This is a genomic window from Janthinobacterium violaceinigrum, assembly GCF_009208555.1.
GTDB lineage: Bacteria > Pseudomonadota > Gammaproteobacteria > Burkholderiales > Burkholderiaceae_D > Janthinobacterium > Janthinobacterium violaceinigrum.
On record NZ_WFLI01000052.1, the window covers coordinates 1 to 12,623 of the forward strand.

General features: G+C 65.0%; 13 protein-coding genes. 1 reads left to right on the forward strand and 12 read right to left on the reverse strand.

Annotation, left to right across the window (positions count from 1 at the left end; genetic code table 11):
* The 5 genes from GCN75_RS26485 to GCN75_RS26505 form a co-directional block, all read right to left on the reverse strand.
* A partial coding sequence (locus tag GCN75_RS26485) for an anti-sigma factor family protein (RefSeq protein WP_405002839.1) occupies window positions 1-258 on the reverse strand: 258 nt, incomplete at its 3' end.
* Window positions 255-782 (reverse strand): RNA polymerase sigma factor, encoded by a 528-nt coding sequence (locus GCN75_RS26490; RefSeq protein WP_193317670.1) that lies wholly within the window; start codon window positions 780-782, stop codon window positions 255-257. The genes GCN75_RS26485 and GCN75_RS26490, both read right to left, overlap by 4 nt.
* 21 nt (window positions 783-803) lie before the next feature.
* Entirely contained in the window at window positions 804-1,178 is a 375-nt protein-coding gene (locus tag GCN75_RS26495; protein ID WP_152285020.1) for a COG4315 family predicted lipoprotein, read from the reverse strand.
* A gap of 57 nt (window positions 1,179-1,235) precedes the next feature.
* Window positions 1,236-2,159: a DNA-3-methyladenine glycosylase family protein gene (locus GCN75_RS26500; protein ID WP_152285021.1), complete on the reverse strand. Its 924-nt coding sequence runs from the start codon at window positions 2,157-2,159 to the stop codon at window positions 1,236-1,238.
* A gap of 66 nt (window positions 2,160-2,225) precedes the next feature.
* On the reverse strand, window positions 2,226-3,233 hold the full coding sequence (locus GCN75_RS26505) for an XdhC family protein (RefSeq protein ID WP_152285042.1): 1,008 nt from the start codon (window positions 3,231-3,233) through the stop codon (window positions 2,226-2,228).
* A 100-nt stretch (window positions 3,234-3,333) separates the two neighbouring features.
* On the opposite strand from GCN75_RS26505, the gene GCN75_RS29385 reads away from it, so the two are divergent.
* Window positions 3,334-3,474, forward strand: a complete 141-nt coding sequence (locus tag GCN75_RS29385) for a hypothetical protein (RefSeq protein ID WP_193317245.1) — start codon at window positions 3,334-3,336, stop codon at window positions 3,472-3,474.
* 125 nt (window positions 3,475-3,599) lie between these two features.
* On the opposite strand, the gene GCN75_RS26510 is transcribed toward GCN75_RS29385, so the two are convergent.
* The 7 genes from GCN75_RS26510 to GCN75_RS26540 all read right to left on the reverse strand — a co-directional run bounded on the left by GCN75_RS26510 (window position 3,600) and on the right by GCN75_RS26540 (window position 12,610).
* Window positions 3,600-4,703, reverse strand: a complete 1,104-nt coding sequence (locus GCN75_RS26510) for a M48 family metallopeptidase (RefSeq protein WP_152285022.1) — start codon at window positions 4,701-4,703, stop codon at window positions 3,600-3,602.
* Window positions 4,704-4,840: 137 nt separating this feature from the next.
* Window positions 4,841-5,290 (reverse strand): dUTP diphosphatase, encoded by a 450-nt coding sequence (gene dut, locus GCN75_RS26515; RefSeq protein WP_099762451.1) that lies wholly within the window; start codon window positions 5,288-5,290, stop codon window positions 4,841-4,843.
* A gap of 25 nt (window positions 5,291-5,315) precedes the next feature.
* The gene (gene coaBC, locus GCN75_RS26520; protein WP_152285023.1) at window positions 5,316-6,536 is read right to left on the reverse strand and encodes a bifunctional phosphopantothenoylcysteine decarboxylase/phosphopantothenate--cysteine ligase CoaBC; all 1,221 of its coding nucleotides are present in this window, start codon (window positions 6,534-6,536) and stop codon (window positions 5,316-5,318) included.
* Window positions 6,537-6,553: 17 nt separating this feature from the next.
* Window positions 6,554-7,063, reverse strand: a complete 510-nt coding sequence (lspA, locus tag GCN75_RS26525) for a signal peptidase II (protein WP_152259155.1) — start codon at window positions 7,061-7,063, stop codon at window positions 6,554-6,556.
* A gap of 183 nt (window positions 7,064-7,246) precedes the next feature.
* Window positions 7,247-10,147 carry an isoleucine--tRNA ligase gene (gene ileS, locus GCN75_RS26530; protein WP_152285024.1) on the reverse strand — a complete coding sequence of 967 codons (2,901 nt, stop codon included), beginning with the start codon at window positions 10,145-10,147 and terminating at the stop codon, window positions 7,247-7,249.
* Window positions 10,148-10,214: 67 nt separating this feature from the next.
* Entirely contained in the window at window positions 10,215-11,186 is a 972-nt protein-coding gene (locus GCN75_RS26535; RefSeq protein WP_152285025.1) for a bifunctional riboflavin kinase/FAD synthetase, read from the reverse strand.
* A gap of 212 nt (window positions 11,187-11,398) precedes the next feature.
* A complete protein-coding gene (locus GCN75_RS26540) occupies window positions 11,399-12,610 on the reverse strand; it encodes a tetratricopeptide repeat protein (protein WP_152285026.1) in 1,212 nt (403 codons plus the stop codon).
* Between the last annotated feature and the right edge of the window lie 13 nt (window positions 12,611-12,623).

Below are 12,623 nucleotides of genomic sequence, written 5' to 3' on the forward strand. Positions count from 1 at the left end.
CTGCATGGCGGGGCGGCGCCAGGCGCCGTTCGCGGCCGGCGGGCTTGCCGCCTGCAGCAGCGGCAGCGGCACGGTGTCGTCCAGCACGGGGTCGAACAGGGCGCGCAATTGCCGGTTTTGCTCGCGCCAGGCAGCCACCCTGGCGGCGTCCTGCGGATGCGCGTGCAGGTAGGCGTCGACGGCCGCGCGCTCGCCTTCCGGCAGGACGCTGTCGGCCAGGGCGTGCAATTGCGCTTCGCTGATGGCTTGCGTTGTCATTTCACGACTTTCAGGGTGGGTGGGCCGCTGCCCTCGCTGCCGGCAGGGCGGCCATCGAGCAGGGTACGCAGCTTGTCGCGTCCGCGCGACAGGCGCGACATCACGGTGCCGACGGGGATGTCCAGGGTGGCCGCCACCTGCTCGTACGGCATCTGTTCGAGCGCGACGAGCAGGATCACCTCGCGCTGCCCCAGCGGCAAACGGGCCAGCGCCGCATCCATTTCGCCGATGGCGATGGCTTGTCCCGGCGCGCGCTCGGGCGCGGGCAGCACGGCGTCGTCGTCGAGCTCCTGCAGCGCCAGGCCGGGACGGCGCAGCTGGTCCACGTGCAGGTTGTGCATGATGGAAAACAGCCAGGGACGCATGCCCGCGCCCCGCTGCCATTGCTCCAGCCGGCGCCAGGCCCGCTCCACGGTATCCTGCACCAGGTCGTCCGCGTGCACTTCACCGACCAGCGCGCGCGCGTAGCGGCGCAGGCCGGGCAGGCATGCTTGCAGCAGGCGGCTGTCGTCAGGCACGGTCATGGCGGCGCGGCGGCGGGCGGCTTAGGGCTTGACGACGTGCCACACGTTCTTGAAGTTGTCGCCGGCCGCGTCGCCCGGCTTCTTGTCTTCCTTGTACAGATACAGCGGTTTGCCCTTGTAGGTCAGCTGCATGGCGCCGTTGTCTTCGCGCTTGATGCTGCCGTACGGGGCGGCGGGCGATGCTTCGGTGGCGATGACGGCGGGCCAGGCCACCAGGCAGCCGCCGCTGCAGGCGCTCTTGCCGCTGTCGGCGGCATCCTTGTCGAACACATACACGGTCATGCCGCTGGCGTTGACCAGCATGCCGTTGGCGGGCATGACGTCGGCGGCAAAGGCGAGCGGGGCGGACAAGGCGGTGAAAAGGGCGGTGGCGGCAAAGGTGGTGGTCAGGCGCATGATGGTCTCCTTGAGGTTTTGGGGGCTTGCAAGGGATAGACGCGTGCCGCCCGCCGTTTATTCCCCCGCTTGCGAATTATTTTTTTCCGGCGCATGCAGGCTGGCCCACAGGTGGGCGGCGGCCATGGTGCGGTGCGGCGCATACTGGCGCAGCCACTGCTCCGTGCGCGCCATGTCCGGCTTGACCTCTTCGCCGAGCAGCTTTTGCAGGGCGGCGCGGATGGCCACGTCGCCATGCAGCGAGCAGTCGGCGTAGCCGTAGCCGCGCAGCAGCGCGTAATTGACGGTCCACGGGCCGATGCCCTTCACGGCCAGCAGCGCCTGCGAGATGGCCGCCACGTCGCCGGACGGGGGCAGCTCCAGCGACAGTGCTCCCTCGTCGACCAGGCGCGCCAGGCGCAGCACGGTTTCCGCCTTGGCGCGCGAGAATTTGCGGCTGGTCAGTTCTTCCACGGACAGGCGCGCCACGTCGCGCGCCTCCGGGTAGCACCACAAGCCGCTGCCGTGCTGGCGCCCCGCCTGCACAATGAAGGTGCGGCGCAGGGAAATGGCGAACGACAGGTTGATCTGCTGGCCGATGATGGCCCAGGTCAGCGCCTCGAAAGGGCTGGCCGACTGCACGATGCGCAAACCGGGATTGACGCGGATCAACGGCGCCAGCAGCGGGTCGCCGGCGGCCAGCAGCGCGAACGGCTGCGGGTCGATGCGCAGGCCGAGGATGTTCAGCAGGGCGCCGTGCAGGGGCGTTTGCAGGCCGGCGAAGCCATCGTCATTGCCGTCGATGTCTGCCTGGCAGATGGCGGCATCGTCCGTGAAGGCCACGTCCAGTACGACGGGTACGCCGGCAAGCAGGATGCCCTTGCGCAGGCCTGTCGGCGTGACCTGTTCCGCCACGGCTTGCGTATCCCTGCCGTGGAAGGCGATGACGTCGTCGCGGCGGTAGCCGGCGGGCAGGGGGAGGGTCCAGTGCAGCAGGGTCATGGCGGGCCAAAGTCAGGGAAGGTATCAGGGGGGCGATGCTGGCGCATCCCGTTTCTTGCTTTCTGCCTAGCGCGCGCAGATATCGGTGCCGGGAGGGCTCAGGGCCGCCGCGTGCTGGATCTGCAGCGCGTCGGGCACGCCGTTCTTGACGGCCGTCAGCTCGGCCAGGATGGAAATGGCGATTTCGGCCGGCGTCTTGCTGCCGATGTACAGGCCGATGGGGCCATGCAGGCGCGCCAGCTGTTCCGCGCTGACGTCGAACTGCAGCAGGCGCTCGCGGCGCCTGGCATTGTTGGCGCGCGAGCCGATGGCGCCCACATAAAAGGCCGGGGATTTGAGCGCTTCCATCAGGGCCAGGTCGTCGAGCTTGGGATCGTGCGTGAGGGCGACGACGGCGCTGCGGCTGTCGAGCTTTAATTCCAGCACCAGGTCGTCGGGCATGGCATGCAGCAGGGGCACGCCCGGCACGTTCCAGCCGCTGCGGTATTCTTCGCGCGGGTCGCAGACGATGACGTGGTAATCCATGGCCGTGGCGATTTGCGCCACGAAGCGCGACAGCTGGCTGGCGCCGATGATCAGCAAACGCCAGCGCGGGCCATGCTGCGTGGTGAGTACGCCATCTTCCAGGACCAGCACGGCGCCCGGCACGGCGCGCTGCAGGGTGACGGCGCCGCTGCGCAGGTCGAGGCGGCGCTCGACCAGTTCATGCGCTGCCAGGCGCGCCAGCAGTTCTGCCACGCGGCTGCCCGCATGCAGCGGCTCGATGGCCAGCTCGATGGTGCCGCCGCACGGCAGGCCGAAGCGGTGCGCCTCGTCGGCGCTGATGCCGTAGCTGACGATTTCCGGCAGCGTGCGCACGATGCCGTGCACGCGGACGGTGTCGATCAGGTCATCTTCGATGCAGCCGCCGGAGACGGAACCGATGACCGTGCCGTCGTCGCAGATGGCCAGGGTGGCGCCCACGGGACGGGGGCTGGAACCCCAGGTCTTGATGACGGTGACGAGTTCGCAGCGGTGCCCGGCAGCGAGCCAGGCGGCGCTGGTTTTCAGAACTTCAAGGTCGATGCTGTCCATGGCGGGCGCGGGTTGCATGCCGCATGTTTGCGGCAAAGTATGGAATAGTATTCAAGATTGTGGATATACTACCTGTTCCACCACCCTGCGGAGAATTTTCATGTCAAATGAAGTCAAGACGCAAGAAGAGGGTATTCCCAAGTTCGGCAAGCTGCTCGTCGTCCTGTTTCTTGCCGTGGTGTTCTGCGGCGCCCTGACCTGGATCATGGGCACCTATTTCCCGAACTTCCCCGGCACCTGAGCAAACCTGCTGCGCGTCGCGCTTTGCGGCCTGCGATGCTCACCGTACTAGCGTACGGTTGCGCTTCTTAGCCACAAATCACTGCCGCTCGCGACGGTTTGGTCAGGCGCCTGCCTTTGTCAGGATTAAGGCTTGAGTGGTTTCTTGGCCGCCTGCTTAGCGCGCACGTCGGTGACGGCGCGGTTGATGGCCGCCATGCGCGAGTTGGTGCCCGGGTGCAGGGCCGTGTAGCCGTTGGCCACCGCGGCCGGCACTTGCGTGGCCAGGCGCTGCCAGAAGCTGGCGGCGTTGTCGACGTTGTAGCCGGCGCGCGCCAGCAGGTAGATGGCCAGGGTGTCGGCTTGCACGTCGAGTTCCTGCGGCATGGCCTTGATGCCGGCGGCGCCCGTCAGCATCGATACGTCGGGCTGCACGGCACCCAGGCTGTCGATGATGCTGCCGGCCGTGCCGGCGGAACGCTGGCTGCGCGCGTGGTCGAGGATGTTGTGCGCCATTTCGCGGGCGATCACGAAGGCGATGCCTTCGTCGTTTTGCGCCGCATTGACCATGCCGCGCGTGAGCATGATGCGCGCGCCGTCCGAATACGCGTTGACATTGTCCGCATTGCCCAGGGCGACGCGGAAAGCGCAGGCGCGCGTGACGGGAATCTTCAGGTCCTGCTGCTGGCCGTCGCGGGCGATGGTCATGTTCAGGCTGGCGCTCTTGGATGCCAGCGGGCCGACGATGGCGCCGAACGGGCCTTCCGCCTTGGGGCCGGCGGGCAGCGGCTTGCCTTCCGCGGCCACCAGGCCGTCGCCCTTGCGCAAGCCGGCGCGCGCGGCGCCGCTGCCCGGCAGCACGCCCGATACCTGCATCTGTTCGCCGTAGCCGAGCGCCGCCTGCGCCGCATCGGCATAGATGCCCGGATACGAGTATTTATTCTGCGCCGTGAAGCCCAGCAGGTTGCGCGCATACGTCTTGCACAGGTCCGCATTGTTGATCAGCAGGGGCGCCGAGACTTTCGACAGGCGGTCCTGCAGCGCCACCATCTTCACCAGTTCTTCCTGCGCCGCCTTCTGCTGCGCCGTCAGGGCCGGCGCATCGGGCGCCGGCACCACGTTGAACGGGCCGCTGACATGCGTCGCCGGCGTGGTGCAGCCGGCCAGCAGGGCCGCGCCGGCCAGCAGGAGGGGAGTGGCCAGTTGGCGCAGCGGAGCTGGGGCTGAGATCAGATGGCGAAAACCTGGCATGGACTATTCCTTCTTGTAACGCCTGACAAAACCTGCTGCGCGGCGCGATTTGCGGCCTCCGATGCTCACTGTGCATTCGCACAGCTCCGCTTCTCAGCCACAACTCACATCCGCTCGCTACGGTTTGTCAGTCGCTGTTAATGTTTGCCGGTGCTGCCGAAACCGCCAACACCGCGTTCGCTGTCGCCGAATTCCTCGACGACGTTAAAGCCCACTTGCAGCACCGGCACGATGATGAGCTGCGCCAGGCGTTCCATGGGGTTGAGCGTGAAAGCGCTCTGGCCCCGGTTCCAGGTCGATACCATCAGCTGGCCCTGGTAATCGGAGTCGATCAAGCCTACCAGATTCCCCAATACGATGCCGTTTTTGTGGCCCATGCCGCTGCGCGGCAGGATCATGGCCGCATACGAGGGGTCGCCGATGTGGATGGCCAGGCCCGTGGGAATGAGCACGGTCTGTCCCGCTTCGATGGTGATGGCTTCGTCGATGCAGGCGCGCAGGTCCAGGCCGGCGCTGCCTGGGGTGGCGTAGGCCGGCAGCAGTTCCTGCATGCGGGCGTCGAGGATCTTGATGTCGATATTTTTCATTGAAGCTAAAGCGTATAAAAAAGGGTTATTTGAGCAGAGAGTTCCTGGCGAGTCGCTTCGAGATTTCCGAAATCAGCTGGCGCGCCAGGTTCAGTTTCGAGGCGCGCGGCAGCACGGTATGGCCCTCTTCATCGAACAGGATGATGGTGTTGTCGTCCTGGCCAAACGTGTTCTGGCCGATATTGCCGACCAGCAGGGGAATGCCTTTTTTCTCGCGCTTGGTCGAGCCGAATTCCACCAGGTTTTCCGATTCGGCGGCAAAGCCCACGCAGTACGGATAGCCGGCCAGGTTGGTGCGGGCCGCCACGGTGGCCAGGATGTCGGGATTTTGCGCGAACTGCAGTTCGGGCACGGAGCCGTCGGCCTGCTTTTTCATTTTCTGTTCGCTGGCGTTGGCCACGCGCCAGTCGGCCACGGCGGCGACGGCGACGAAGACATGCTGGCCGTCGACGTGGGCCAGCACCGCATCATGCATCTGCTGCGCGCTTTGCACATCGATGCGGCGCACGCCGAACGGCGCGTCCAGCGCAGTGGGGCCGGAAATGAGCAGCACCTCGGCGCCCGCTTCGCGCGCCGCGCGCGCCACCGCATAGCCCATCTTGCCCGAGGACAGATTGGTGATGCCGCGCACGGGGTCGATGGCTTCGAAAGTGGGACCGGCCGTGACCAGCACGCGCTTGCCCGCCAGGACTTTCGGCTGGAAGGCGGCGATCAGCTCCGTCAGCAGCTGTTCCGGTTCCAGCATGCGGCCCAGGCCAACTTCGCCGCACGCCTGTTCGCCGGCAGCCGGGCCAAACAGCTTGATGCCGTCGTCGCGCAGCTGCTGCACATTGCGCTGCGTGGCGGGGTTCTGCCACATTTCCACGTTCATGGCGGGCGCCACCAGCAAAGGCAGGTGGGAGGGGCGGGCCAGGCACAGGGTCGACAGCAGGTCGTCGCACACGCCGTGCGCCAGCTTGCGCAGGAAGTCGGCCGAACACGGCGCGATCAAGATCGCGTCCGCATGGCGCGTCAAATCGATATGCGCCATGTTGTTGGCTATGCGCGCATCCCACTGGCTCGTGTGCACGGGGTGGCCGGACAGGGCCTGCATCGTCACGGCCGTGATGAAGTGGCTGGCCGCATCCGTCATCACCACCTGCACCGAGGCGCCGGCCTTTGTCAGCGCGCGGCACAGTTCCGCCGCCTTGTAGCAGGCGACGCCGCCCGAAAGTCCCAGGACGATTTTTTTGCCGGACAATTCCATGCCGTTCTCCTGCTTGTTTATTTGTTTACCCGGCGCAGTTCATCGATGATGAACAGGGCCGCGCCGATGCAGATGGCGCTGTCGGCGATATTGAAAGCGGGGAAATGGCCCCAGCTTTTCCAGTGAAAGTCGAGGAAATCGACCACGTGGCCGTAGATCAGGCGGTCGATGGCGTTGCCCAGCGCGCCGCCCAGGATCAGCGACAGGGCCCAGCAGAACATGCGCTGGCCCGCGTGCTTTTTCAGCAGATAGATGATGTAGATGGCCGCGCCCAGGGCGATGGCGGTGAAGAAATAGCGCTGCCAGCCGCCCTGGTCGGACAGGAAGCTGAACGCGGCACCCTTGTTATACGCGAGCACCAGGTTGAAATACGAGGTGATGACCATCTCCTGCGCATAGCGGAAGGTTTTCAGGATGGTGATCTTGGTGATCTGGTCGAACAGGATGACGATGGCGGCAATGCCCAGCCAGGGCACCAGCGACGCTGAGGACGACGATTTCGATGAAAAACGGTTTTTGGTGGCCATATTTTTCCAGGGAAGATAATGCCGCCGCCTGGCAGCAGGCGGCGGTGGGACTGATAGCATACAACGGCGGACTAAATCGCAGCGTGCGGCAGCGGTTTGTGGCCGGGAAGCGCAGCCGTACCGCAGTACGGTGCGCATCGCGGGCCGCAAACCGCGGCGCGCAGCAGATCCTGACGCCGCTGTCTAGGCGAAGCGGCGAACCTCGCCCTTGCCAAACAGGTTGCTGACGCAGCGGCCGCACAGGGTGGCATGCGCGGAGTCCGTGCCCACGTCGCTGCGGTAGTGCCAGCAGCGCTCGCACTTCGGCGCTGTCGACGCGGCCACGACCACCTCTTCGGCCGCTTCGTCGGCCACTTCGGCCACCGTTGCCTGCGAGGTGATGAAGACGAATTTCAAGTCGTCGCCCAGGGTCGTCAGCAGCTTGTACTTCATCGGCGCGGCCTTGATCGTCAGCTCCGCCTGCAGCGAGGAGCCGATGGCACCCGAGGTGCGCAAGTCTTCCAGCTGCTTCGTCACGTCCGTGCGCACGGCGCGCAGGGCCGTGTATTTCTCCAGCAGGCCGGCCGCGTCCGGGACTTCCGGCAGCTGCCACCAGGTTTGCGTGAAGATGGTTTCATCGCTGGCGGCATACGCTTCCGGTCCGGCGAAGACGGCCCATGCTTCTTCGGCCGTGAACGACAGGGCCGGGGCCATCAGGCGCAGCAGGCTTTGCGTGATGTGCCACAGGGCCGTCTGCGCCGAGCGGCGCGCGTGCGACGTCAGGCCGGAGGTGTACAGGCGGTCCTTCAGGATGTCCAGGTAGAAGCCGCCCAGGTCTTCCGAGCAGTACGTCTGCAGCTTCGACACCACCGGGTGGAATTCGTAGCGCGCGTAGTTGTTCTCGATCTGCTGCTGCAGCGACGCCATGTTGGCCAGCGCATAGCGATCGATTTCGAACAGTTCGGCCACCGGCACGGCGTCCGTGGCCGGATTGAAGTCCGAGGTGTTCGCCAGCAGGAAGCGCAGGGTGTTGCGGATGCGGCGGTACGATTCCGTCACGCGCTTGAGGATCTCGTCGGAGATCGACAGCTCGCCCGTGTAGTCGGTCGAGGCGATCCACAGGCGCAGGATGTCCGCGCCCAGGGTGTCCGAGATCTTTTGCGGCGCCAGCGTGTTGCCCAGCGACTTCGACATCTTCTTGCCTTCGCCATCGACCGTGAAGCCGTGCGTCAGCAGGGCCTTGTACGGCGGACGGCCGTTCAGCATCGACGACACCAGCAGCGACGAGTGGAACCAGCCGCGATGCTGGTCCGAGCCTTCCAGGTACAGGTCGGCCGGGAATTGCAGCTGCGTCGAGTGCGAGCCGTGCGCCTGCGGGCCGCCCAGCACCGTCTGGTGCGTGGCGCCGGAATCGAACCACACGTCCAGGGTGTCCTTGTTCTTCGCGTAGATGGCCGCTTCGTCGCCGATCAGGTCTTTCAGGTCCAGCGCCTGCCAGGCTTCGATGCCGTCCTTTTCGATCAGCTTGGCCACTTGCTCCAGCAATTCCGGCGTGCGCGGATGCAGGTCGCCCGTTTCCTTGTGCACGATGAAAGCCATCGGCACGCCCCACTGGCGCTGGCGCGACAGGGTCCAGTCGGGACGGTTGGCGATCATGCCGTGCAGGCGTGCCTGGCCCCAGTCCGGGAAGAACTCGGTGTCGGCGATGCCTTGCAGTGCCGTCTCGCGCAGGGGCGCGCCGCCGTCCTTCGGCGTCACGTCCATGCCGGCGAACCACTGCGAGGTGGCGCGGTAGATGATCGGCGTCTTATGACGCCAGCAATGCATGTAGCTGTGGTCGAACATCTTGACTTCGAACAGCGCGCCCGCTTCGCGCAGGGCGGTGCAGATCGGCTTGGACGCTTCCCAGATGGTCATGCCGCCGAACAGGGGCAGGGTGGAGGCGAACTTGCCGTCGCCCATGACGGGCTTGATGATGTCGTCGTCCTTCATGCCGTGCGCCTTGCACGAGATGAAGTCGTCCAGGCCGTAGGCGGGCGCCGAGTGCACCACGCCCGTGCCGCTTTCCGTGGTCACGTATTCGGCCAGGTACAGGGGCGACAGACGGTCGTAGAACGCATCGCTGGCATGCAGCGGATGGCGGAAGCTGATGCCGGCCAGGGCCGCGCCGTCGCAGGTGGCGATGGTCGTGCCGTCCAGCTTGAAGCGCGCCAGGCTGGCCACCACCAGGTCCTGCGCCAGGATCAGCAGCAGCGGCTGGCCATCGCGCTCGGCTTTCACCAGCGCGTACTTGACTTCCGGGTGCACGTTCAGCGCCTGGTTCGACGGGATGGTCCACGGCGTGGTGGTCCAGATGACGATGAAGCCGTTATCGGTCGGCAGCGATGGCAGGCCGAAGGCGGCAGCCAGTTTTTCCGGCTCGGCGAACTTGAAGCCGACGTCGATGGCGGGATCGCGCTTTTCCGCGTATTCCACTTCCGCCTCGGCCAGCGCCGACTGGCAGTCGAAGCACCAGTTGACGGGTTTCAGGCCGCGGTAGACGTAGCCTTTTTCCAGCAGCTTGCCCAGCGCGCGCAGTTCGTCCGCTTCATTGCCGTGCGCCATGGTCAGGTACGGGTTGTCCCACTCGCCCAGCACGCCTAGGCGGATGAAGTCCTTCTTCTGGCGCTCGACCTGCACGTTGGCGTAGGCGCGGGCCTTTTCCAGCACTTCGGCCGTCGGCAGGTTCTTGCCGTGCAGTTTTTCGATCTGGATCTCGATCGGCATGCCGTGGCAATCCCAGCCCGGCACGTAGGGCGCGTCGAAGCCGGACAGCGAGCGCGACTTGACGACCATGTCCTTCAGGATCTTGTTGACGGCGTGGCCCAGGTGGATGTCGCCATTCGCGTACGGCGGGCCGTCATGCAGGATGAATTTCGGACGGCCGGCCGCGGCCTTGCGCACGCGCTCGTAGATTTTCTTGTCTTGCCATTGCTGTACCCATTGCGGCTCGCGCTTGGCCATGTCGCCGCGCATGGGGAACGGGGTTTCCGTCATGTTGACCGGGTATTTGCTTTCAGGCTTCTTGTTCTGCTTGGGCGTGGCTGGCTTGTTTTGATCGGACATAATCTTCTTTAATGATATTGAATGGTTTGCGGCGGCAGGAGCCGCCAGGCGGCGGAGTTGGCCGGCGTCAAATTCGGTCGGTGGCGGTAATGGCACCGCTGCGCTGCTCGAAATAAGCGCGCGCCTGGTTCGAGTCGCGCTCGATGGCGGCCGTCAGGGTGGGCAGGTCGTCGTACTTTTCTTCGTCGCGCAGCTTTTCCAGAAACTCCACGCGCACCAGCTTGCCGTAGCAGGACTGGGCGAAATCAAACAGATGCACTTCCAGCAAGACGCGGCCGCTGTCGTCGACCGTGGGGCGCACGCCCAGGCTGGCCACGGCGGGCAGCGGCAGCGGCGCCAGGCCGTGCACCTGCACGATGAAGACGCCGGACAGGGCGGGGCGGTGCGCCACGCGCAGGTTCAAGGTGGGGAAACCCAGGGTGCGGCCCAGCTTCTGGCCGTGGATCACATGGCCGGAAATGGCGTACGGATGGCCCAGCAACTGCGTCGCCAGGGGGAAATCGCCGGCAGCCAGGGCCAGGCGCACGGCGGAAGACGAGATGCGCGTGCTGCCATTCATCACCGTCGGCAAGGTTTCCACGTGGAAACCGTACTTTCGGCCCGCTTCCTGCAGCATGGCCACGTCGCCGGCACGCCGGGCGCCATAGCAGAAGTCGTCGCCCACCATCAGCCACTTCACGTGCAAGCCGTCGACGAGGACTTTTTCCGTGAATTCCTGCGGCGTCAAGGCGGCGAACTGGGCGCTGAAGTGCTCGACGACGACGCGGTCGATGCCGGCGTCGTCCAGCGATTGCAGCTTGTCGCGCAGGTTGGCGATGCGTTGCGGCGCCTTCGACAGGTCGCCCGCGCGCTGCGCGAAGAATTCGCGCGGGTGCGGTTCGAACGTCATCACGGCCGCTTCAATGCCGAGTTCGGTCGCCGCGCCGCGCACGCGCGCCAGCAAGGCTTGATGGCCGATGTGGACACCGTCAAAATTGCCGATGGTCAGAGCGCAAGGCGCTCGTGCCTGGGCATTGGGAAGTCCGCGGAATACCTTCATAGGAATCTGATGAAAAACTGTGCCAAAAGGGGGATTATACGGACTGTTTCAGGGATGCACACCCGGCAGGGCGGGCGCAGGGCGAATTTCACTGCTGAAATAACAAAAAGCGTTGCCAGCGGGTGAGCTGGCAACGCTTCAGTGCTGATTCAAGGCACTCTCAACGTCGAACCCGGGTGCAGCAAGCAGCCGCCCCCTGGGTCCGCTGTCGATTACTTGTTCATCAAGGTCCAGTAACGGGCCAGGTCAGCCGCGCCATCCGTGCCCTTGACGGCCTTGAATGCCGTCGTGGCATTGGCTTTCTTGCCAGCGTGAATGTAAGCGATGCCCAGGTGCAGCTTGGCTTCTTCCGGATACTTGGCAGTACCCAGTTTCACGGCATCGTTCATCAAGCCCAGGCCCTTGTCGGCCTGGCCGTCGTAGACCAAAGCAAAGCCCAGCTTGCTCAAGCTGTCGGCGTCCTTGTTCTTCACGTATTCCGCTTCCGACTTGGCAGCGCTGGCTTTCAGGTCAGCCTGGGTTTTCAGGGCCAGGTCTTTCAGGCGCTGGTGACGCGGCGCATCGGCGCCCGTGCCCAGCACGCCTTTTTTGTAGCCCTGGTCGATGATGCTCAGCGCTTCACCCGGATTGCCTGCTTGCAAGGCCAGCTGGCTGATTTCCATGTATTCGGACGGCTTGGTGAACAGGCCATTGGCCAGGCGCAGGCGCTGTACGTCCAGGCCCAGGCGTTGCGAGAAGCCAGGCTTGCCCGAAACGCGGTTCAGCAGGTCGGCCCAGTAGCTGGTCTTGGGATAGCTGCCAGCCAGTTTTTCCAGAGTGGCTACGTAGCCGGCCTTGTCGTTCTGCTTCAACTGGATGTTGGCCAGCATTTGCAGGCTCGCTTCCGAGTTGCCGCCGCGTGCTTGCAGTTCTTTCGCTGCTGCCGCGTAGTTGCCGCTCGAATAGTAGGCCTGGATCAGGTAGTCGCGCGTTTGCTGATCGTCCTTGTCTTTCAGGGAACGGTTGAACCAGGTGATGGCGTTCGGCCAGTCCTTGGCGCGGTAGTACATGCCGGCCAGGCCTTGCGTGAATTTCGGGGATTCGGCGGCGCTCAGGCGGCCCGAATTGATGACGGCTTCAAAGGCCTTGATGGCGGCACCGGTATCGCCGGCGCCAGCAGCGGCCGAAGCGCGTACGCGTTCGATCTGGTAGCTTTCAAAGGCAGTCTTGCCGCCGACGCTGTCAGCTTCGCGCAGCTTGGCCAGCGCTTCCTTGTTTTTGCCGCTGCTAGCGAGTTTCTGCGCTTCTTGCAGTGGCTTGCCCACTTCGGCACGCACGGTGTCCGCGGCGTATGCCAGCGAGCCCAGGCCGATTACGGGAGTTGCTGCGGTAAAACCGATAGCGGCCATGACGAGGCCGAGATGAGCGAGACGAAACTTGGACATAAGAAAGTCTTTC

Coding starts and splice junctions, on each gene's coding strand:
- GCN75_RS26490 (WP_193317670.1), bottom strand. CDS start 782: ATGACCGTGCCTGACGACAGCCGCCTGCTGCAAGCATGCCTGCCCGGC.
- GCN75_RS26495 (WP_152285020.1), bottom strand. CDS start 1,178: ATGCGCCTGACCACCACCTTTGCCGCCACCGCCCTTTTCACCGCCTTG.
- GCN75_RS26500 (WP_152285021.1), bottom strand. CDS start 2,159: ATGACCCTGCTGCACTGGACCCTCCCCCTGCCCGCCGGCTACCGCCGC.
- GCN75_RS26505 (WP_152285042.1), bottom strand. CDS start 3,233: ATGGACAGCATCGACCTTGAAGTTCTGAAAACCAGCGCCGCCTGGCTC.
- GCN75_RS29385 (WP_193317245.1), top strand. CDS start 3,334: ATGTCAAATGAAGTCAAGACGCAAGAAGAGGGTATTCCCAAGTTCGGC.
- GCN75_RS26510 (WP_152285022.1), bottom strand. CDS start 4,703: ATGCCAGGTTTTCGCCATCTGATCTCAGCCCCAGCTCCGCTGCGCCAA.
- dut (WP_099762451.1), bottom strand. CDS start 5,290: ATGAAAAATATCGACATCAAGATCCTCGACGCCCGCATGCAGGAACTG.
- coaBC (WP_152285023.1), bottom strand. CDS start 6,536: ATGGAATTGTCCGGCAAAAAAATCGTCCTGGGACTTTCGGGCGGCGTC.
- lspA (WP_152259155.1), bottom strand. CDS start 7,063: ATGGCCACCAAAAACCGTTTTTCATCGAAATCGTCGTCCTCAGCGTCG.
- ileS (WP_152285024.1), bottom strand. CDS start 10,147: ATGTCCGATCAAAACAAGCCAGCCACGCCCAAGCAGAACAAGAAGCCT.
- GCN75_RS26535 (WP_152285025.1), bottom strand. CDS start 11,186: ATGAAGGTATTCCGCGGACTTCCCAATGCCCAGGCACGAGCGCCTTGC.
- GCN75_RS26540 (WP_152285026.1), bottom strand. CDS start 12,610: ATGTCCAAGTTTCGTCTCGCTCATCTCGGCCTCGTCATGGCCGCTATC.